This is a genomic window from Pseudomonas sp. Irchel 3H9 (genome assembly GCF_900187495.1).
GTDB lineage: Bacteria > Pseudomonadota > Gammaproteobacteria > Pseudomonadales > Pseudomonadaceae > Aquipseudomonas > Aquipseudomonas sivasensis.
In genome coordinates, this window is the sequence record NZ_FYDK01000001.1 from 869,659 (window position 1) to 889,466 (window position 19,808).

Genomic DNA, 19,808 nt, shown 5'->3' on the forward strand with positions numbered 1-19,808 from the left:
TGCCTACCAAACAATCTAACGGTCAGCGCTTCTCTTGCTTATCAGGCAGCGGCGCAAACAACGCTTCAATTTCCTCATTGCCCAACTGCCAATCCCCGGTGGTTCGTCCATCCAGCACACCCGCCGCCAGGTCGGATTTTTCCTTCTGCAGGTGCTGGATTTTCTCTTCCACCGTCCCTCGGGCAATCAGCTTATAGACAAATACCGGCTTCTCCTGCCCGATGCGATACGCACGGTCAGTGGCCTGGTTTTCCGTCGCCGGGTTCCACCACGGATCGTAGTGGATCACGGTATCGGCTTCCGTCAGGTTAAGCCCCACGCCACCGGCCTTCAGGCTTATCAGAAAAATCTGCAACTTGCCGCTCTGGAAGTCCTTCACCGGCGTGCGCCGATCCCGGGTCTGGCCGGTGAGCAGCGCGTAGGCAATGCCGCGTTTTTTCAGTTCGACTTCGATCAGGCTCAGCATCGAGGTGAACTGGGAAAACAGCAGGATCCGGCGACCTTCGGCAAACAACTCGTCGAGCATTTCCAGCAGGCTGTCGAGCTTGCCCGAGCTGCTGCCGCGGGCAGGCAGAGTGGCGTCGTTGACCAAGCGTAGATCGCAGCAGACCTGTCGCAGCTTGAGCAGCGCTTCAAGGATGATGATCTGGCTGCGCGCCACGCCTTTGCGGGTGATCTCGTCGCGGACCTTTTTATCCATGGCCAGGCGCATGGTTTCGTACACGTCGCGCTGGGCCTCGTTGAGGTCGACCCAGTGGATGATTTCGGTCTTGGGTGGCAACTCCGTCGCCACTTGTTCCTTGGTTCGGCGCAGCAGGAAGGGTTTTATCCGGCCGTTGAGGTGCTGCAATCGCACCTCACTGGCGCGCTTTTCGATGGGCACGCGGTAATCACGGTTGAAGCTTTTTACGTCGCCCAACCAGCCTGGCAGCAGGAAGTGGAACAGTGACCACAGCTCGCCCAGATGATTTTCCAAGGGCGTTCCGCTTAGGCACAGGCGCTGCCGAGCATTCAGCTCGCGCGCCGCTTGGGCCGCCTTGCTGGAGGGATTCTTGATGTACTGGGCTTCATCCAGGATCAGTACGTGCAAGGGCAGGGCGGCGAGGTGGTCGATATCCTTGGGTAACAGGGCGTAGGTAGTGAGCAGGAGATCGTAGTCCTGCAGGTTGGCGAAGTGCTTCTTGCGACCCGCGCCGTACAGCGCCAATACCTTGAGTTGCGGTGTGAAGTGCGCGGCTTCGTCGAGCCAGTTAGGGATGAGGCTGGTGGGCATCACCACCATGCAGGGCCGGTCCAGGCGTCCGGCGATCTTTTCGCTGAGCAGATGCGCCAGGGTCTGCAGGGTTTTACCCAGGCCCATGTCATCCGCAAGGATCCCGCCGACGTCCAATTGGCGCAGCGACTGCATCCAGCTCAGGCCTTCCAACTGATACGGGCGCAACGTCGCGTTCAAACCCTCGGGCGCCGCACAGGTGAAGTCCTTGATATCCCTCAGGCGTTGGGCAAAGTTGCGGATCTTCTCGCCGCCTTCCCATTGCAGTGTCAGGTCTTCCAGCGGGTTCAACCGAATTGCATCGGCCTTGGCCAAACGCAGCGTGGTGGTGCCAGGGTCCTGTAGGTAAAACTCGCCAAGCGTTGCCAGAACCGGTTTCAGGCGGCCGTAAGGTAATGCCACTTGCAGTGGGCCGTGGCCGTTGGGCAGGCCGGGGATATTCACCAGGATCAGTTCGTCATCGCGGCGCCGAGCGAGTTTCTCCGGGTTGAGGATCTCGGTGTGGGAGCGCATCAGATTCAGCAGGATCGGCAATAGGCTCAGCCGCTCTCCGTTGACGATGATGCCCAGTTCCAGGTCAAACCAATCGCGCTCAGGCCCGTCATCGACAGTGGCGTACCAGTCGTCCACCGGGCTCAGGTCGAAACCGAAATCCTCATCGATCTGCAATTCCCAGCCTTCGGCGCGCAGGGTGGGTGAGACGTTAAGGGTGAAGTTCAGCCAGGCGCTGTCATTGACCATTTCGAAGAGCTCGCCAGCGCTTTCCGGCAGTGCCTTGCTCTGGCGGGTGGCGATCTTGAAACCCAGCAGGCGCAGTCGTTCACGAAAGGGTTGTTCCAGCTCCGGGTGTCGCTTGATACGCAGGCTCTGGGTTTCCTGGCGCACGATGATGTCGGCGTTCTTTTGCCCGCTGACATAGTTGCCCAAGTAATTGAACGAGAGCGCGGCACGGTGCTGGATATAGCGCTGCATCTTGCCGTTGCGCGGTTCGAACGCACTGAACTCGACACTCGCCAGCCACAGGCGCGGGACCGGCAGCACGTCCTCCATCACCACCTGCGGCAACACCACACGGTTATCCAGTACGGCCTGGAGTTTTTCCAGCAATTCGGCGTCCTGTGCGGCTGCCGGATACGCCAGTGTTTCCTGGACCTTGAGCAAAACGGCAGCGATGTGTTTGCAATTGGTGTGCACCGGGCAGGTGCAGCGGCTGTCTACCAGAATCAGCGAGCCCTTGGCCGATTCGCGCAGCGAGATGGTTTGTCGGTAAACGTTGCCGCCCGAGCCTTCGCAACTGGCGATGATGGTGCTGTCACCGGATTCGACGATGCGCACCCGATTCTCCAGCGCGTAACGTCGCCCGCGCTCCAGGCTCTGCTCTTTGAAGCGATTGGCCCACGAAGGGGCCAGGGGTTTGGTCAGCGACGATGTCAGGGGCATGGCGCTGGATCAGTCCTGAATGTCGGGCGGTGGTGCGCTGGGTGGCTTGGCGGTCAGCGAAGTGATCTTGATCAGCAGTGCCAGATGGCCGCCGTCCAGATAGTTGAGTTGGTTGTTCTTGGTGCGCACGTCGGTCTGGTTCAGGTGCTCGCTGGCAATCACGCTGCCCTTGCTGTCGAACTGGTTGATCCAGAATTGCGCATCGATATCGGTAAAGCGCCCCAGTTGCAGGTTCAGCGTGCCCTCGATAGGGAACTGGCCGAACTGCTCCTCGCCGTCGGTGATCGCGATTTTGACCGGCTGTTCACCGAGGTTCTGTTCCCACGCCTTGTGCGCCAACACGGTGTAACTGTTATCGGCCCTGAGCTTGTCGACGATATTGTTCAGGCGCGGCGGGCTCATCTTGTCGCCCAGGCGCACAGCCCCTGCATCCCAGTTTTCCGGCGCGGCGCGGCTGTTGATCACCGGCTCCGCGTTTTGGCGCACCAGGATCATTTCTACCTGGTAAGGGCTGTCGGCAAATGCCGAAGGCGCCAGTACCACCAACAACAAGCTCAAAATGCGGAACAGGCGCATTGGGGCGTCCTTCAAACAGATTTCGGGATGAGGCGCTCAAACAGCGCCTCCAGGGTATTAAAGCGTTCTTCGGCACGTTCCATCGGCACCATGAATTTGAACAGCGTAGCCCCTTCGAACTTATAGCGGTTGGGTTGGCCCTGGATCAGCTTGATCAGCACCAACGGGTCTACCGGCGTTTGCGCTTCGAACTCGATGCGTCCGCCCTGTGGCCCTGCGTCGACTTTCTTAATACCCAACTGCTCGGCCTGCAATTTAAGCAAGGTCAGGCGCACCAGGTTCTTGGTCGGTTCCGGCAGCAGGCCGAAGCGGTCGATCATTTCAACCTGCAAATCCTTGAGGCCTTCTTCGTCGGTGGCCGAGGCGATGCGTTTGTACAGGATCAACCGTGCGTGCACATCCGGCAGGTAATCTTCGGGAATCAAGGCCGGCAAGCGCAGGTTGATTTCCGGGCCGCCGCCCAGGGGTTGATCGAGGTTCGGCTGCTCGCCCTTGCGGATGGCTTTCACCGCGCGTTCAAGCATCTCCATATACAAGGTGAAGCCGACGGCCTGGATCTGCCCGCTCTGGCCGTCGCCCAGCAGTTCGCCGGCGCCACGGATTTCCAGGTCGTTGGTGGCCAGCACAAATCCGGCGCCCAGGTCCTGGGTGTTAGCAATGGCTTCCAGGCGCTTCTCGGCGTCGGAAGTGATCTGTTGGCGCGGCGGCGTCAGCAGGTAGGCGTAAGCCTGGTGGTGACTACGGCCGACGCGGCCACGCAGTTGGTGCAACTGCGCCAGGCCGAACTTATCAGCGCGCTCGATGATGATGGTGTTGGCGCTCGGTACGTCGATGCCAGTCTCGATGATGGTCGAGGCGATCAGTACGTTGAAGCGCTTGTGGTAGAAGTCGCTCATCACCTGTTCGAGTTCACGCTCGCGCATCTGACCGTGGCCGATGGCGATGCGTGCTTCCGGTACCAGTTCGGCGAGGTCGGCGGCGCATTTCTCGATGGTTTTTACGTCGTTGTGCAGGTAGTACACCTGGCCACCACGGAGCAGTTCACGCAGCAGTGCTTCTTTCACCGTGCTTTTGTTCTGCTCCATCACGAAGGTGCGCACCGACAGCCGGCGTGCCGGCGGCGTGGCGATGATCGACAGATCGCGCATGCCCGACACCGCCATGTTCAGGGTGCGGGGGATCGGCGTCGCAGTGAGCGTAAGAATGTCGACTTCGCTGCGCAGGGCCTTGAGCTGTTCCTTTTGACGCACGCCGAAGCGGTGTTCTTCGTCGATGATCACCAAACCCAGGTTCTTGATCTTCACATCGTCCGACAGCAGCTTGTGCGTGCCGATCACGATGTCGATCTTGCCTTCGGCCAGGTCGGCGATCGCGGCGTTCACTTCCTTGGCGGACTTGAAGCGGCTCATCACTTCGACGGTCACCGGCCAGTCGGCAAAGCGGTCGCGGAAGCTGTTGTAGTGCTGCTGGGCGAGCAGGGTGGTCGGGACCAGGATCGCGACTTGTCGGCCGCCGTGGACGGCAATGAAGGCTGCGCGCATCGCCACTTCGGTCTTGCCGAAACCCACGTCGCCGCACACCAGGCGGTCCATCGGCTTTGGCGCGAGCATATCGGCGCGCACGGCTTCGATGGTGGTTTGCTGGTCCGGCGTTTCTTCGAAGGCAAAGCCGGCGCTGAAGGTGGCGTAGTCGGCTTTTGGGTCGGCAAAGGCATAGCCTTCGCGGGCGGCGCGACGGGCGTAAATGTCGAGCAGTTCCGCGGCGACATCGCGCACCTGTTCGGCGGCCTTGCGCTTGGCTTTCTGCCACGTCTCGGACCCCAGGCGGTGCAACGGCGCCAGTGCGTCGTCGCTGCCGGTGTAGCGGGCGATCAGGTGCAGGCTGGCAACCGGCACATAGAGCTTCGCGCCCTCGGCGTACTCCATGGTGAGGAATTCGGCGGCCTGGTTATCGATCTCCAGCGTCTGCAGACCGAGGTAGCGACCCACGCCGTGGTCGATATGCACCACCGGCGCGCCTTCGCGCAGCTCGGTGAGGTTCTTGATCACGGCGTCGTTGTTGGCGTCGGCGCGTTTTTCGCGACGGCGCCGCTGCATCACGCGCTGGCCGAACAGGGGGCTCTCGGCGATCAGTGCCAGGGCCGGATCATCCAGAAGCAGGCCTTCGTCGAGCGGTGCGATGGTGATCGCCAGGCGTTCTTTGCTTTTCACAAAGTCCGGCCAACTGTCGACGGTTTTTGGCCGCAGTTTCAGACGTTCCAACAATTCCAGCAGCACTTCGCGACGGCCGGCGGATTCGGCGGTAAACAGCACGCGGCCGGGGAAGTCGCCGAGGAAGTTGGACAAAGCCTCCAGGGGCTGCGTGGCTTTGGCTTGAATCGCCAAATCCGGCAGCGTTCCGGCTGGGAAGCGTTCGCGGCCGCTGCCGGCGTCCACGTCCTGCTGGCTGGCGACAACGCGCGGCCAGTTTTTCAGGCGCGCGAAACAGTCTTCCACCGGCAGGAACAGCTCGGCGGGAGGCAATAAAGGACGGGACGGGTCGACGCGGCGCTCTTCGTAGCGGTTGCGCACGTCGTTCCAGAAGTTTTCCGCGGCTTGCTCGATACCCGGCAGCGAGAACACCTGGGTGTCCTGGGGCAGGTAATCGAACAGCGTGGAGGTTTCGTCGAAAAAGAGCGGCAGGTAGTACTCGATACCGGCGGGGGTAATCCCACTGCTCAAGTCCTGGAAGATCGGGCAGCGACGGAAGTCGACATCGAAGCGTTCGCGGAAGCGCGCCTTGAAGCGGGTCACCGCGTCTTTTTGCAGCGGGAATTCCCGCGCGGGTAGCAGCTTGACCGAGTCGACCTTGTCGATAGAGCGCTGGTTCTCCGGATCGAAGGTGCGCAGGGTTTCGATTTCGTCATCGAACAGGTCGATGCGGTACGGCAACTTGCTGCCCATCGGGAACAGGTCAATCAGGGCGCCGCGCACCGCGAATTCACCGTGCTCATACACCGTATCGACGCAGCGGTAGCCGCTGGCTTCCAGGCGCGTGCGCATTTGTTCCACATCGAGTTTCTGGCCGATATCCAGCACCAGGCTGCTGCCCAGCAGGAACTTGGTCGGTGCCAGACGGTGCAGGGCCGTTGTGATCGGCACCACGAGCACACCGTGGGCCAGTTCCGGCAAGCGGTACAGGCTGGCGATGCGCTGGGAAATGATGTCCTGGTGCGGCGAGAACAGGTCGTAGGGCAGGGTTTCCCAGTCGGGAAAATGCAGCACCGGCAAATCGGGGGCGAAGAAGCTCAGCTCCTGCTCCAACCGTTCGGCGCTTTGGCTGTCGGCGGTGAGCAGCAGGGTAAAGCGCTTGGCTGCGCTGGCAGCCTCGGCAATGGCCAGGCTCAGGGCGGCACCGGGCAGGTTGCCCCAGTGCTGTTTACCTGCCGCGGCAGGGAGTAGCGGTAGACGCAGAACGGGCACGGAAGGTTGAGCTCCAAGCGTTGCGACAAAGTCGGTAATTGTAACGGCCCGAGGTGCCGCCTGTCAGTTGCTGACTGAGCCTATTACGGTTTGTAGGAAATGTAGTGGCTAAGACAAACAATGGCGTGTTTTGACTCAATATGTAGTGCCAAAAAGCGTGAATGTTTAGGAGGGTTACGGACAAGTCGGCCGACTCGTTGAACTAGTGGCCTTCTGGAACCCGCGTATTTACTGGGCTGCAGCGGGGCGGTATTTTTTAGCAAGGACTTTTTGTTGCCTGGCGCGCATTGCGACGAGGACAGTCGGGCGGCATAATGTAGCCCCTTTTTTCAGCCCCTACATGTGGAAGGTTCCCGTGACTCAGAAGCCCGACCAGTGTCTTGGTGAATGGATCGACCGTGAAGCACTCGCAGAAGCGATGATCCCGCTTATCGGTCAGCTGTACCGCAATAACAATGTGGTGAGCTCGATCTATGGCCGCAGCCTGATCAACCAGTCCGTCATCGCGATTCTCAAGGCGCACCGTTTTGCGCGCCATCGCTCTGCCGACGACAGCGAACTCTCCGTCCACGAAACATTCCCACTGCTCAAGGCCATGAGCGAGCTCAAGCTCGGTGCGGCCTCGGTAGATCTGGGCAAGTTGGCGTACAAATTCCGCAAAGAAGGCGCGGGCCGCACTGCCGAGCAGTTCGTGCGTGAAGAAATGGCCGATGTGGTTGGCCAGCAAAACGCCGCTGCCCGCAAAGGCACTGATGTGGTTCTGTACGGCTTCGGTCGTATCGGCCGCCTGCTGGCACGCATCCTGATCGAAAAAACCGGTGGCGGCGACGGCCTGCGCCTGCGTGCCATTGTCGTGCGCAAAGGCGCCGACAACGACCTGACCAAACGCGCCAGCCTGCTGCGTCGCGATTCGGTACACGGTCCGTTCAACGGCACCATCGTCATCGATGAAGAAAACAACACCATCACCGCCAACGGTAACCTGATCCAGGTGATCTACGCGAAGAACCCGTCTGAGGTGGATTACACCCAGTACGGCATCAAGGACGCTCTGCTGGTGGATAACACCGGCGTATGGCGTGATGCCGAAGGCCTGGGCCAGCACCTGGCCTGCCCGGGTGTCGACCGTGTTGTTCTGACCGCACCTGGCAAAGGCAAGCTGAAGAACATCGTGCACGGCATCAACCACGGTGAAATCACTGCTGACGACAAGATCGTGTCCGCCGCTTCCTGCACCACCAATGCCATCGTGCCGGTGCTGAAAGCTGTGAACGACAAGTTCGGCATCGTTAACGGCCACGTTGAAACCGTTCACTCGTACACCAACGACCAGAACCTGATCGACAACTTCCACAAAGGCGATCGCCGTGGTCGTAGCGCCGCGCTGAACATGGTTATCACCGAGACCGGTGCTGCCACCGCTGCTGCCAAAGCTTTGCCTGAGCTGGCCGGCAAGCTGACCGGTAACGCGATCCGTGTGCCGACGCCTAACGTGTCGATGGCGATTCTCAACCTGAACCTTGAGAAAGTCGCCACCCGTGAAGAGATGAACGAGTACCTGCGCTACATGGCGCTGCACTCCGATCTGCACAAGCAAATCGACTACGTCAATTCCCAGGAAGTGGTGTCCACCGACTTCGTTGGCTCGCGCCACGCCGGTGTGGTGGACGCGGAAGCGACCATTACCCAGGACAACCGTGTTGTGCTGTACGTGTGGTACGACAACGAGTTCGGCTACAGCTGCCAGGTGGTTCGCGTGATGGAAGACATGGCTGGGGTTAACCCGCCTGCGTTTCCGCGCTAAGCCTCTGCGTTGAATGAAAAAGCCCCGACTGGTTCGGGGCTTTTTTATGGCAGCAGGTTTTGTGTTGTCGATCAGGGCCTCATCGGGAGCAAGCTATCTCCCTCATTTGAATGTACTCACAAGTCGACATGTGGGAGGGGGCTTGCCCCCGATAGCGGTCGCTCAGTGGATGCATACCCCACGGCAGGCCATTTTCATTTCAACAATTTGCCGCGCAACTCTTCAGACAGCCCTTTGGGCGCCAGCCAGATACCCAGGTAGGCCCTGGCTAGTGCCTCATTACGGCTGCTGAACACCACTTGGCCATTGATCTCAAGGTTCAAGCCGCGCCCTGGATGAAAGTCCAAGGCATATCGATCACCTTTGCGTATGTTGCGAAAGCTGGCATGCAGTTGATCCAGCTCGGGCTTCAAGCGTGCGCTGGCTTGCTGGCGCTCCAGCGTAGCGGTGGCGGCCTTGATTACGTCGGAGCGGTCGATGTCGCGATAGTAATAAAGCACCAGGCGCAGCGCCTTTTGCTGGTCCCAGGCCTGTCTGGCGCTCAGCGTCGCAGGGGCATATAGCGCCGCCGCGTACACGTCCGCCCAGAGGTACGTGAGCACCGCCTGGTTTTTCAGGACCAGTTCCTGGGACTGTGCCGGGAAATCGGCCTGCTTCAATCGATCCGCCTCATTAGCATGCGCGGTGATCGACAGCATCATCATCAAACAGATAACTATATGTCGCATAATGCCCCGTCCTGAAAAACGTACGTGCCTACAGGGTAATTCAATTTCTGGCCGTGTCAGGATTTAGCGGTAATCTGCGCCGTGTAGTAAAGGCAATACTGGCCTACGACGCGACCAAGGGTTAATGTGCGCGGCGTTGAGCCTTATATAGACTGTGCCCCGGTTCACACACTTGAGCCAAATTGTCCTTCATGACCGCTGGCCGCGGCATGATTTAGCCAGGCGTCCAACCGTACGCCTGGCCTGTTCTGAGGAGTACGCATGGCTGTCTACAACTACGACGTGGTGGTACTGGGTTCCGGCCCGGCTGGAGAAGGTGCGGCGATGAACGCCGCGAAGGCAGGGCGCAAGGTGGCGATGGTCGATAGCCGTCGCCAGGTCGGCGGTAACTGCACCCACCTGGGTACCATCCCGTCCAAGGCCTTGCGTCACTCGGTCCGCCAGATCATGCAGTTCAACACCAACCCGATGTTCCGGGCCATTGGTGAGCCGCGCTGGTTCTCGTTCCCGGACGTGCTCAAGAGCGCCGAGAAAGTTATCTCCAAACAAGTGGCTTCGCGTACCGGCTACTACGCCCGTAACCGTGTCGACCTGTTCTTCGGAACCGGCAGCTTCGCCGACGAGCAAACCGTCGAAGTGGTGTGCGCCAACGGCGTGGTCGAGAAGCTGGTGGCCAAGCACATCATCATCGCCACCGGTTCGCGCCCGTATCGCCCGGCCGATATCGATTTCCACCATCCGCGTATCTACGATAGCGACACCATCCTGAGCCTGGGCCACACCCCACGCAAATTGATCATCTACGGCGCCGGCGTGATCGGCTGTGAATACGCCTCGATCTTCAGCGGCCTGGGTGTATTGGTGGAACTGGTGGACAACCGCGACCAATTGCTGAGCTTCCTCGACTCGGAAATTTCCCAGGCGTTGAGCTACCACTTCAGCAACAACAACATCACCGTGCGCCACAACGAAGAGTACGAGCGGGTCGAAGGCCTGGACAACGGTGTGATCCTGCATCTCAAGTCCGGCAAGAAGATCAAGGCCGACGCCTTGTTGTGGTGCAACGGCCGTACCGGCAACACCGACAAGCTGGGCATGGAAAACATCGGGGTCAAGGTCAACAACCGTGGCCAGATCGAGGTGGACGAGAACTACCGCACCTGTGTAACCAACATCTACGGCGCTGGTGACGTAATCGGCTGGCCAAGCCTGGCCAGTGCGGCGCATGACCAGGGCCGTTCGGCTGCTGGCAGCATCGTCGACAACGGCAGCTGGCGCTACGTGAACGACGTGCCGACCGGGATCTACACGATTCCCGAGATCAGCTCGATCGGCAAGAACGAGCACGAACTGACCAAGGCCAAGGTGCCTTATGAAGTCGGCAAGGCGTTCTTCAAGAGCATGGCGCGTGCGCAGATCGCTGGTGAGCCCCAAGGCATGCTGAAGATCCTGTTCCACCGCGAGACCCTTGAGGTGCTCGGTGTGCATTGCTTCGGCTACCAGGCGTCGGAGATCGTGCACATCGGCCAGGCCATCATGAACCAGCCGGGCGAGCAAAATACCCTCAAGTACTTTGTGAACACCACGTTCAACTACCCGACCATGGCTGAAGCCTATCGGGTAGCGGCCTACGACGGCCTCAACCGGCTTTTTTGAGCGGCTCCGGCCGGTGGCCTGAGCCGGCCGGGGAGACCGATTTCAGTAATTCCCGAGGGTGGCAGTGGCCAAACCGGGAAAGTCTGTAATCAGGCTATCTACGCCGAAGTCGGCGAGCCTGCGCATCAGCGCAGGTTCGTTGACCGTCCATACGGACACGTGCAAACCCTGGCGCTGGGCTTTTTCCAGACGCTCCGGGGTGCACAGCGTCCAGTTCAATGCCAGATACTCACAGCCGTAGTTTTGCGCGACCTTCAGCGGGTCGAGCCAGGCGTATTCGGCGACCAGTCCGCGTGACAGGTCCGGGGTGAGTTCAACCGCCGCTTTCAATACTTCCCGCGAGCTTGAAGTCACGGTGACTTTGTCCATCAGGCCGAAACGTACCGCCATCTCACGGATTGCCAGCACGGTGGTCGCGGCGCGGGTGCGCGAAGCGCTTTTGACTTCCAGTTGCCAGTGATCGAAGTCGCACTGCTCAAACAGCTCTTCCAGACGCGGGATCGGGCACGGTTTGATCCAGCCTGGGCCGCCTTTGCGTGCGTCCATCTTCACCAGGTCCGCCGCCGAATACTCGACGACCTTGCCGCGCCGGTCAGCGGTGCGCTTGAGTGTTGGGTCGTGGATGACCATCAACTCGCCGTCCATGGACAGGTGTAGATCCAGTTCGCAGCGGCGTACACCGTGCTTGAGGCACTCCTGGAAGCTGGTCAGGGTGTTTTCCGGTGCTTCGCCTTTGGCACCGCGGTGGCCGTAAATCAGGGTCACAGTTGCTCCTTTGCGCCAGGCTGGCTGGCGTAGTGAATACGAATTCAGATGTCGTCGCTTTGTTCCCGCGCCAGGCGGCGTTCCTGGGCCTGCTTTTGCAGGATGTAGCGCGCCAGCAGTTGGCGTTGGGTATCGGTCATGGACTCGAATTCCGTGCCCACGTCAAAGCCATCACCCTTGGGATCGCAATGGGTGACCCGCGCCCGCAACAGCAGGCCGAGCGCCTGGGGCATCAGCACCAGCTTGACGGCCAAGTGAGCGCCGGTGACCAGTGAGGTAGGGTGTTGGAAGTCGATACCGCCTTCGGAGATGATCACCGGCTGCGGTGCGCCCACCTCATCGAGCAGGCCGCGTGCCATGATCTGGCTGAGCAGGTCCACGCGCTTGTTCTGCACGCGGAGGAAGGCGGCGAGGGTGCGGTCCTTCTCGCTCAGTTGGCGCAGCAGGTGCTGGGCTTCGAATTCGCTGAGGTGCAATTCGCTGAGCAGGTTGAACAGCGGTGAATCATCCAGCAACACTTCCTTGCTCGCCGCTTCGGGGGCCGACAGGCTTTTGATTTGGAGTGCGATCATGTCGTCGATACGGTAGTATTCGCGGCGCTCTTCTTCATCTAATGTCGACATGGCGAACCCCAGGTAACGGTAATGGTCAGAGTGTAAAGCTGCTTACCAGACCCCGCCACCGGGACGTCTTCTTTTCCTCCGAACAAGCCCCGACATGTTCAGACCTCTCTTCGTATTTATTGGCACGCGTTATACCCGTGCAAAGCGCCGCAATCATTTTGTGTCGTTCATTTCCTTGACCTCGATGATCGGGCTCGCCTTGGGCGTAGTCGTGATGATTGTGGTGCTGTCGGTGATGAACGGCTTCGATCATGAGATGCGCACCCGCGTGCTGGGCATGGTGCCCCACGCGACCATCGAGTCGGGCGAGCCGATCAACGATTGGCAAAACCTGGCCGCCAAGGTCAAGCAGAACCCCAAGGTCGTGGCCGTTGCGCCGTTTACCCAGATGCAGGGGCTGCTGACCCATGATGGCAAGGTGCAGAAGATCTTGCTCAATGGCATCGACCCAGCCCAGGAACGCAACGTGTCGATCATCGACAAGTTCATGTTGCAGGGCAAACTCGACGATCTGGCGCCTGGCGATTTCGGCATCGTGATCGGCGACAAGGCCGCAGCCAAGCTCGGCGTGGGCCTCGGCGACAAGCTGACCTTCGTCGCGCCGGAAGTCACCGTGACCCCGGCGGGCATGTTTCCGCGCATGAAACGCTTTACCGTAGTAGGCACCTTCCATGTGGGCGCCGGCGAAATAGACGGCTACCTCGGGCTGACCAATCTCACCGATCTGGCCCGCCTCCAGCGCTGGCAGCCGGATCAGGTGCAGGGCCTGCGCCTGAAGTTCAGCGATTTGTTCGACGCCCCGCGCGGTGCCTGGGATATCGCCCAGCACTTGGGTGAAACCGAGTATTACGCCCGTGACTGGACCCGTACCCACGGCAACCTGTACCAGGCCATCCGCATGGAAAAAGCCATGATCGGCCTGCTGCTGCTGCTGATCGTCGCTGTGGCCGCGTTCAACATCATCTCCACGCTGGTGATGGTGGTAAATGACAAGAAAGGCGACATCGCCATCCTGCGTACTCTGGGCGCCACGCCGGGGCAGATCATGGCGATCTTTATGGTGCAGGGCACCGTGATCGGCGTGGTGGGTACCTTGATCGGCACCGCCGTGGGCATCCTGGCCGCGCTTAACGTCAGCGCAGCCATCGCCTTGCTTGAGAAAGTGATCGGCCACAAGTTCCTCAATGCAGACGTCTACTTCATCGACTACTTGCCGTCCCAGGTTCAGGCCCAGGACGTGTTGATGGTGGGCGGCGCTGCGTTGGTCCTGAGTTTCCTTGCCACCCTGTATCCAGCCTGGCGCGCGGCACGTACCCAGCCAGCACAGGCCTTACGTTATGAGTGAATTGGGCATGAGTGAAAAAGCAATCCTGAGCTGCCGCAACCTGGGCAAATCCTACGAGGAAGGCCCTGAGTCAGTGGTGGTGCTGTCCAACCTGCAACTTGAGCTGCATCCGGGCGAACGCGTGGCGATCGTCGGCAGTTCCGGTTCCGGCAAAAGTACCTTGCTGAACCTGTTGGGCGGCCTCGACACGCCGTCCCAGGGCAGCGTCTGGCTGGCTGGCGAAGAATTGTCAGCCTTGAATGAAAAGGCCCGTGGCCAGTTGCGCAACCGTTCGTTGGGTTTTGTGTACCAGTTTCACCACTTGTTGCCGGAATTCACCGCACTGGAAAACGTCTGCATGCCGCTGCTGATCGGCAAGACCGCAATCCCGGAAGCACGCCAGCGTGCCAAGGCCTTGCTGGAGCGTGTCGGCTTGGGCCATCGCCTTGAGCACAAGCCGGCCGAACTGTCCGGCGGCGAGCGCCAGCGTGTGGCAATCGCCCGCGCCCTGGTGAACAACCCAGGCCTGGTGATGCTCGACGAGCCCACCGGCAACCTCGACTCCCACACCGCCCAGGGCATCAAGGATTTGATGCTGGAACTGAGCACCCAGATGCGCACTGCATTCCTGGTGGTGACCCATGACATGAGCATGGCCCGCCAGATGGACCGCGTGCTGCACCTGCAGGAAGGTCATCTGGTCGCCATCTGACCCGTTTCAAGCCTGGCGCCTGGCGTCGGGCTTTTTTAATTTTTCAGGCGGTGCAAGCGAATGTTCAGACCGTTATCGATTTTCATCGGCACGCGCTATACCCGCGCCAAGCGCCGCAACCGTTTTGTTTCGTTTATCTCGATGACCTCGATGATCGGCCTCGCCCTGGGCGTGTTGGCGATGATCGTGGTGCTGTCGGTGATGAACGGCTTCCAGCGCGAAATGAGCTCGCGCATCCTCGGCATGGTGCCCCACGCCACCATCGTCGGCGTGAACCCGATTGATGATTGGCAGCCGGTGGCCGCGGCTGCGATGAAGAATCCGCAAGTGACCGCTGCAGTACCGTTCACGCAGATGGACGGCATGTTCTCCTACAAGGGCGCGATGCAGCCGATTGAGATCAGCGGCGTCGACCCGGCCCAGGAAGGCAAGGTGTCGATCGTGGCCCAGCACATCGTTCAGGGCAAACTGGACGACCTGAAACCCGGCGAGTTCGGCGTGGTGGTCGGTGAAATCACCGCCCGGCGTTTCCGCTTGAACGTGGGCGACAAGCTCACCCTGATCGTTCCGGAAATCAGCACTGCACCGGGCGGCATCACCCCGCGTATGCAGCGGTTGAACGTGGTGGGGATTTTCAAGGTCGGCGCCGAGTTGGATGGTTCCATGGCCTTGATACACATGGCCGACGCGGCGGAAATCCAGCATTGGCAGCCGAACCAGGTGCAGAGTGTGCGCTTGGCGGTTAAAGATTTGTACGCAGCGCCCAAGGTGTCCACGGACATTGCCACCAGCCTCGGCGCGGCCTACAAGGCAGATGACTGGACCCACACCCAGGGCAGCCTGTTCAGCGCGATGAAAATGGAAAAGACCATGATCGGCCTGCTGCTGCTGATGATCGTCGCCGTGGCCGCGTTCAACATCATCGCCACCTTGATCATGGTAGTGAATGACAAAGGCGCGGACATCGCGATCCTGCGCACCATCGGCGCCACGCCACGGCAGATCATGGCGATCTTCATGGTGCAGGGCACGGTGATCGGCATTGTCGGCACCTTGATCGGCGGCGTGCTGGGGGTTATTGCAGCGCTCAACGTGAGCGAGTTGGTGGGCTGGGTCGAGCGGGTGAGCGGGCAGCATATCTTTAGTTCGGATGTGTACTTCGTCAGCAACCTGCCTTCGGAGCTGCAAGGTGGCGATGTGGTGCTGATCTGCACCGCCGGGTTTGTGTTGAGCTTTTTGGCGACGCTGTATCCGGCGTATCGGGCGGCGAAGATTGAGCCGGCGCATGCGCTGAGATACTCGTAATTATTGAGACCGCTATCGGGGGCTAGCCCCCTCCCACATTTGAGGTATTCATAGATCAAAGTGTGGGAGGGGGCTTGCCCCCGTTAGGGCCGGTGCAGCTTGCATCAATCTACAGCTGGCAGCTCAATCACAAACCGCGTCCATCCAGCCCCGGACTCACAAAAAATCCTCCCCCCATGGGCGCGCACGATCGACTGGGTAATCGCCAGCCCCAGCCCCGCATGTTCGCTGCTGCCTTCATGGCGCGCCGGGTCGGCCCGATAGAACCGATCAAACAGCCTCGGTAGCAACGCCCCGGGGATGCCTTCACCGGTGTTCTCCACCGCTAGCGTCACGCCCATTGCGCCTTCGGTTATTCTTACCCGCACTTCGCCGCCTGCCGGGGTGAACCTGAGGGCGTTATCCAGCAAGTTCGACAAAGCCCGGCGCAACATGCCGCGATCCCCGGCTGTATGAGCGCTGCCTTCTCGTACCAGCGATACGTGCGCGTCCTCGGCCAGCAACGCAAAGAACTCCAGCAACGCCTCCACTTCATCGGCCAGGGCCAATGGCTCACGCTTGGGCATCAGCAAACCGTGGTCCGCCTTGGCCAGGTACAGCATGTCGTTGACCAGTTGGGCCATCCATTGCAGCTCTTCCAAATTACTGTGCAGCGCCTCGCGGTAATCCTCCAGCGGGCGTGGCTGGGTGAGGATGACTTGTGTCTGGGTCAGCAGGTTCGACAGCGGCGTGCGCAGTTCATGGGCAATGTCGGCGGAGAAGGCCGACAGGCGTTGGAACGCGTCGTCCAATCGTCCCAGCATGGCGTTGAAGGCCTGGGCCAGTTCAGCCAGTTCCGCCGGCATGTGTTGTTGGGGCAGGCGCTGGGTCAAGGAGTGGGCCGATACGCTGGCAGCCACTTCGCCCATGCGCCGCAATGGGCGCAAGCCGCTGCGTGCGGCCCAGGCACCCAGCAGCGCGGTGGCGAGGGCAGAGAGGCCAACGGTGAGCCAGATCAAACGCTGCATGCGTTGCAGGAAGTGCTGGTGGTGGGTGATGTCGAGTATCAGGCTCAGTTGCGGTGAGTCAGCTTGGCCAGCGTTCAGTGGCGCATTGTAGACGCGGTAATCGGTGCCGGCATTTTGTAGGCTATGCAGGCCGGGCGCGGTGGGCAGGGCGACGCTCGGCGCATCGTCCAGCCAGCGCTGGCCAGCGTAAGTGATGCGCAGTGCAAGGTCGGGCTGTCGATTGAGTTCGACGCGCAGTTGCGCCTCGCGTTGGTTGAACGCTTGAGGTGAGTCGACGCCCTGCAAGGTGCTGCGCAACGCCACAAGTTTGCTGTCGAGTTGCTGCTGGTCCAACTCGACAAAGTGCGCCTCACTGGCTTGGTTGAACAGCACGCCTGCAATCAGCGACACCACTGCCGTACAAGCCGCAAACAATAGTGCCAGGCGGCTGGCGAGGGACAGGCGCTTGATCAATTGCACCGCTCCTCCAGCACATAGCCCATGCCGCGAACGGTGTGGATCAGCTTATTAGGGAAGTTGTCATCGACTTTGAGGCGTAGGCGGCGGATCGCTACTTCGATGATGTTGGTGTCGCTGTCGAAATTCATGTCCCACACCTGGGAGGCGATCAGCGTTTTGGGCAGCACTTCGCCCTGGCGGCGCAGCAGCAGTTCCAGTAGAGAAAACTCCTTGGCGGTCAGGTCGATACGTTGGCCGTCGCGCTCGACGCGGCGGCGGATCAGGTCCAAACGCAGGTCGGCTACTTGCAGGGCGGTTTCCTGGGGCGTGCTGCTGCCACGGCGCAACAGGCTGCGCACCCGCGCCAGCAATTCGGAGAAGGCGAAGGGTTTGATCAGGTAATCGTCGGCGCCCAATTCCAGGCCATGCACGCGGTCCTCTACGGCATCCCGGGCGGTCAGAAATAGCACCGGGATCTCCAGACCGGCACTGCGCACCGCTTGCAGGATTTGCCAACCGTCGCGACCGGGCAGCATTACATCCAGGATCAGCAGGTCATAATCGCCGGTCAGCGCCAGGTGCTGGCCGCTGGTGCCGTCGGCCACCAGTTCGGTGGTAAAGCCAGCCTCGGCCAGGCCTTGACGCAGATAGTGGCCGGTTTTCGGTTGGTCTTCGACGATCAGCAATTTCATGGGGTAGCTCTTGGCAACGGGTGGCGAGGGGGCTTTATACCGTGGGGACCAGGTGCGGGGCGCAACCTGACAAAGTTGTAATCTAGCAGTCAGTTGGCTGGCAGCGGCGTAATCTTAGAGTGCGGCTCAAGCCGGTTATACATTTTGGAGAAGAGAGATGACGTTGCGTTCACCCCAATTGTTGGCGGGTTGCCTGTTGGCGTTGAGTTTCAATGCAATGGCTGATGCATCCCACAGCTATGCATTTGGTCAACCAGCAGCGGCTGACAAGGCCACGCGCACCGTAGAAGTGACGCTGCAGGATATTGCCTTTGCGCCCAAGTCCCTGGATGTAAAAGCCGGTGAGACGGTGCGCTTCGTGCTGGTCAACAAGGGCCAGTTGCTGCACGAATTCAACCTCGGTGACGCGGCGATGCACGCGGCGCACCAGAAGGAAATGTTGCAGATGCAGGCCAGTGGCATGCTCACGTCTACCGGCATGGGCAAGATGGACCACAGCGCCATGGGCCATGGTGCAATGAAGCACGATGACCCGAACAGTGTGCTGGTCGAGCCCGGTAAAACTGCTGAGCTGACGTGGACATTCACCCAGGCCACCGGTCTGGAGTTCGCCTGTAACCTGCCCGGGCATTACCAGGCAGGCATGGTCGGCAAGCTGACCGTTGAGTAAGGCGTTTCTTAAGGGCGGGGGCAAAGGCTGGTAGACTGGCGCGGTTTATTTAGCCAGGTTTCCGCCATGCATCCCGCAGCCGAACATTCGCCGCTGGGCAAGTCCAGTGAATACATCTCCACGTACACGCCTTCGTTGCTGTTCCCGATTCCTCGCGCCGCCAAGTGGGCCGAGCTGGGCCTGAGTGCCGAGACCCTGCCTTACAAGGGCGTGGATTTCTGGAACTGCTTCGAACTGTCCTGGCTGTTACCGTCGGGCAAGCCGGTGGTGGCCATTGGTGAGTTCAGTATCCCGGCCGACTCGCCGAATATCATCGAGTCCAAGTCATTCAAGCTGTACCTCAACTCGCTGAACCAGACCGCCTTTGCCGATACGCAAAGCCTTGAGTCGACACTGCGCGCTGACCTGAGTGCCGCCGCCGGCAAACCAGTGACCGTACGCATCCGCAGGCTTGCAGAGATCGAGGCCGAGGGTGTGATGGCATTGCCGGGCGTATGCATTGACGATCTGGATATCAACGTCAGCAGCTACGAACATCCGCGCCCTGAGTTGTTGCGTTGTGACGACTCGCGGATTGTCGAGGAGAGCGTGCACAGCCACCTGCTCAAGTCCAATTGCCCGGTTACCAGTCAGCCGGACTGGGGCAGCGTAGTGGTGGAGTACCGTGGTCAAGCGTTGGATCACGCCAGCCTGTTGGAGTACATCGTGAGCTTTCGCCAGCACTCGGACTTCCATGAGCAGTGTGTGGAGCGCATCTTCCTCGACCTGCAGCGCCTGCTGAAGCCGGAGAAATTGACGGTGTATGCACGGTATGTGCGGCGCGGCGGGCTGGATATCAACCCTTATCGCAGTACCGAGGATGTGGCGTTCCAGAACGTGCGCCTGGCCCGCCAGTAAAACAAATGTGGGAGGGGGCTTGCTTCCGATAGCAGAGGTTCAGGCACAGGTTCGGTGACTGACACTCCGCAATCGGGGGCAAGCCCCCTCCCACATTCTGGTTCTGTGTCTGGCTTGGGTTCGGGTTAAATGCCGATGTTGCCCAGGGTGATCACGATATTGCGCAGTGTCCCGGCAATGCCCGGGTGATCCAGTTCAAAACCTTCCACTGCACGGTTCACATCATCGGCGATGCTCGGTGTCTGGGTGGCCGGTTCCAATTCAAGTTGCACTTCGAATTTGGCAATCAACCCTTCCAGCGCTTCACGTTTTTCTTCCGATAGCGGTGGCTCCTGCTCCAATTGCCCGCGCAGGATATTGACCTGTTCTTCCAGTTTTTTGCGATCAGGCATGACGTTCTTCCTTTTATCGATAGGCACTGGCATAGACCACGGCAC

16 protein-coding genes are annotated in these 19,808 nt (G+C 60.2%); 7 read left to right on the forward strand and 9 right to left on the reverse strand.

The features are described 5' to 3' along the window. Nucleotides 1-22: 22 nt before the first annotated feature. From CKW32_RS04155 to mfd, 3 genes are read right to left on the reverse strand one after another with little or no spacing between them, the layout of a single operon-like run. Nucleotides 23-2,713, reverse strand: a complete 2,691-nt coding sequence (locus tag CKW32_RS04155) for a DEAD/DEAH box helicase (protein WP_095184116.1) — start codon at nucleotides 2,711-2,713, stop codon at nucleotides 23-25. A gap of 9 nt (nucleotides 2,714-2,722) precedes the next feature. Then, nucleotides 2,723-3,289: a CsiV family protein gene (locus CKW32_RS04160; protein ID WP_032888806.1), complete on the reverse strand. Its 567-nt coding sequence runs from the start codon at nucleotides 3,287-3,289 to the stop codon at nucleotides 2,723-2,725. 11 nt (nucleotides 3,290-3,300) lie between these two features. Further along, on the reverse strand, nucleotides 3,301-6,750 hold the full coding sequence (mfd, locus tag CKW32_RS04165) for a transcription-repair coupling factor (protein ID WP_032888809.1): 3,450 nt from the start codon (nucleotides 6,748-6,750) through the stop codon (nucleotides 3,301-3,303). 340 nt (nucleotides 6,751-7,090) lie between these two features. Here mfd and CKW32_RS04170 point away from each other — a divergent pair, with 340 nt between their 5' ends. After that, nucleotides 7,091-8,554, forward strand: coding sequence for a glyceraldehyde-3-phosphate dehydrogenase (locus CKW32_RS04170; protein WP_095184117.1), 1,464 nt, complete (start codon nucleotides 7,091-7,093; stop codon nucleotides 8,552-8,554). Between the two features lie 194 nt (nucleotides 8,555-8,748). Here the strand turns inward: CKW32_RS04170 and CKW32_RS04175 are convergent, their stop codons facing one another. Further along, complete coding sequence (locus CKW32_RS04175; protein ID WP_095184118.1) at nucleotides 8,749-9,282, reverse strand: chalcone isomerase family protein; 534 nt, start codon at nucleotides 9,280-9,282, stop codon at nucleotides 8,749-8,751. Nucleotides 9,283-9,543: 261 nt separating this feature from the next. On the opposite strand from CKW32_RS04175, the gene sthA reads away from it, so the two are divergent. Beyond that, a complete protein-coding gene (gene sthA, locus CKW32_RS04180) occupies nucleotides 9,544-10,938 on the forward strand; it encodes a Si-specific NAD(P)(+) transhydrogenase (RefSeq protein WP_032888814.1) in 1,395 nt (464 codons plus the stop codon). 42 nt (nucleotides 10,939-10,980) lie between these two features. Here the strand turns inward: sthA and CKW32_RS04185 are convergent, their stop codons facing one another. Continuing rightward, a complete protein-coding gene (locus tag CKW32_RS04185; protein ID WP_032888815.1) occupies nucleotides 10,981-11,703 on the reverse strand; it encodes a glycerophosphodiester phosphodiesterase in 723 nt (240 codons plus the stop codon). A 44-nt stretch (nucleotides 11,704-11,747) separates the two neighbouring features. Then, nucleotides 11,748-12,326: a PilZ domain-containing protein gene (locus tag CKW32_RS04190; protein ID WP_095184119.1), complete on the reverse strand. Its 579-nt coding sequence runs from the start codon at nucleotides 12,324-12,326 to the stop codon at nucleotides 11,748-11,750. Between the two features lie 94 nt (nucleotides 12,327-12,420). Between CKW32_RS04190 and CKW32_RS04195 the strand changes: the two genes are divergently transcribed. From CKW32_RS04195 to CKW32_RS04205, 3 genes are read left to right on the forward strand one after another with little or no spacing between them, the layout of a single operon-like run. Then, complete coding sequence (locus CKW32_RS04195) at nucleotides 12,421-13,671, forward strand: lipoprotein-releasing ABC transporter permease subunit (RefSeq protein WP_032888819.1); 1,251 nt, start codon at nucleotides 12,421-12,423, stop codon at nucleotides 13,669-13,671. A 7-nt stretch (nucleotides 13,672-13,678) separates the two neighbouring features. Beyond that, nucleotides 13,679-14,362, forward strand: a complete 684-nt coding sequence (gene lolD, locus CKW32_RS04200) for a lipoprotein-releasing ABC transporter ATP-binding protein LolD (protein ID WP_024074097.1) — start codon at nucleotides 13,679-13,681, stop codon at nucleotides 14,360-14,362. Between the two features lie 60 nt (nucleotides 14,363-14,422). Further along, nucleotides 14,423-15,667 carry a lipoprotein-releasing ABC transporter permease subunit gene (locus CKW32_RS04205; RefSeq protein WP_095184121.1) on the forward strand — a complete coding sequence of 415 codons (1,245 nt, stop codon included), beginning with the start codon at nucleotides 14,423-14,425 and terminating at the stop codon, nucleotides 15,665-15,667. A gap of 104 nt (nucleotides 15,668-15,771) precedes the next feature. Here CKW32_RS04205 and CKW32_RS04210 read toward each other — a convergent pair whose 3' ends face one another. Beyond that, nucleotides 15,772-17,127, reverse strand: a complete 1,356-nt coding sequence (locus CKW32_RS04210) for a heavy metal sensor histidine kinase (RefSeq protein WP_095184324.1) — start codon at nucleotides 17,125-17,127, stop codon at nucleotides 15,772-15,774. Further along, the gene (locus tag CKW32_RS04215) at nucleotides 17,124-17,804 is read right to left on the reverse strand and encodes a heavy metal response regulator transcription factor (RefSeq protein ID WP_032888823.1); all 681 of its coding nucleotides are present in this window, start codon (nucleotides 17,802-17,804) and stop codon (nucleotides 17,124-17,126) included. Before CKW32_RS04215 ends, CKW32_RS04210 begins: the two co-directional genes overlap by 4 nt. 157 nt (nucleotides 17,805-17,961) lie before the next feature. Here CKW32_RS04215 and CKW32_RS04220 point away from each other — a divergent pair, with 157 nt between their 5' ends. Next, the gene (locus CKW32_RS04220) at nucleotides 17,962-18,474 is read left to right on the forward strand and encodes a plastocyanin/azurin family copper-binding protein (protein ID WP_095184122.1); all 513 of its coding nucleotides are present in this window, start codon (nucleotides 17,962-17,964) and stop codon (nucleotides 18,472-18,474) included. A gap of 66 nt (nucleotides 18,475-18,540) precedes the next feature. Beyond that, nucleotides 18,541-19,371 carry an NADPH-dependent 7-cyano-7-deazaguanine reductase QueF gene (gene queF / locus CKW32_RS04225; protein ID WP_095184123.1) on the forward strand — a complete coding sequence of 277 codons (831 nt, stop codon included), beginning with the start codon at nucleotides 18,541-18,543 and terminating at the stop codon, nucleotides 19,369-19,371. Between the two features lie 125 nt (nucleotides 19,372-19,496). Here queF and CKW32_RS04230 read toward each other — a convergent pair whose 3' ends face one another. Further along, complete coding sequence (locus CKW32_RS04230) at nucleotides 19,497-19,763, reverse strand: DUF4404 family protein (protein WP_032888829.1); 267 nt, start codon at nucleotides 19,761-19,763, stop codon at nucleotides 19,497-19,499. Nucleotides 19,764-19,808 lie beyond the last annotated feature (45 nt).

What these genes read in the sequence shown, in the direction of transcription:
- CKW32_RS04155 (WP_095184116.1), bottom strand. Translation starts at nt 2,713, where the DNA reads ATGCCCCTGACATCGTCGCTGACCAAACCCCTGGCCCCTTCGTGGGCC.
- CKW32_RS04215 (WP_032888823.1), bottom strand. Translation starts at nt 17,804, where the DNA reads ATGAAATTGCTGATCGTCGAAGACCAACCGAAAACCGGCCACTATCTG.
- CKW32_RS04230 (WP_032888829.1), bottom strand. Translation starts at nt 19,763, where the DNA reads ATGCCTGATCGCAAAAAACTGGAAGAACAGGTCAATATCCTGCGCGGG.
- CKW32_RS04175 (WP_095184118.1), bottom strand. Translation starts at nt 9,282, where the DNA reads ATGCGACATATAGTTATCTGTTTGATGATGATGCTGTCGATCACCGCG.
- CKW32_RS04160 (WP_032888806.1), bottom strand. Translation starts at nt 3,289, where the DNA reads ATGCGCCTGTTCCGCATTTTGAGCTTGTTGTTGGTGGTACTGGCGCCT.
- lolD (WP_024074097.1), top strand. Translation starts at nt 13,679, where the DNA reads ATGAGTGAAAAAGCAATCCTGAGCTGCCGCAACCTGGGCAAATCCTAC.
- queF (WP_095184123.1), top strand. Translation starts at nt 18,541, where the DNA reads ATGCATCCCGCAGCCGAACATTCGCCGCTGGGCAAGTCCAGTGAATAC.
- CKW32_RS04195 (WP_032888819.1), top strand. Translation starts at nt 12,421, where the DNA reads ATGTTCAGACCTCTCTTCGTATTTATTGGCACGCGTTATACCCGTGCA.
- CKW32_RS04190 (WP_095184119.1), bottom strand. Translation starts at nt 12,326, where the DNA reads ATGTCGACATTAGATGAAGAAGAGCGCCGCGAATACTACCGTATCGAC.
- CKW32_RS04205 (WP_095184121.1), top strand. Translation starts at nt 14,423, where the DNA reads ATGTTCAGACCGTTATCGATTTTCATCGGCACGCGCTATACCCGCGCC.
- CKW32_RS04220 (WP_095184122.1), top strand. Translation starts at nt 17,962, where the DNA reads ATGACGTTGCGTTCACCCCAATTGTTGGCGGGTTGCCTGTTGGCGTTG.
- sthA (WP_032888814.1), top strand. Translation starts at nt 9,544, where the DNA reads ATGGCTGTCTACAACTACGACGTGGTGGTACTGGGTTCCGGCCCGGCT.
- CKW32_RS04170 (WP_095184117.1), top strand. Translation starts at nt 7,091, where the DNA reads ATGTGGAAGGTTCCCGTGACTCAGAAGCCCGACCAGTGTCTTGGTGAA.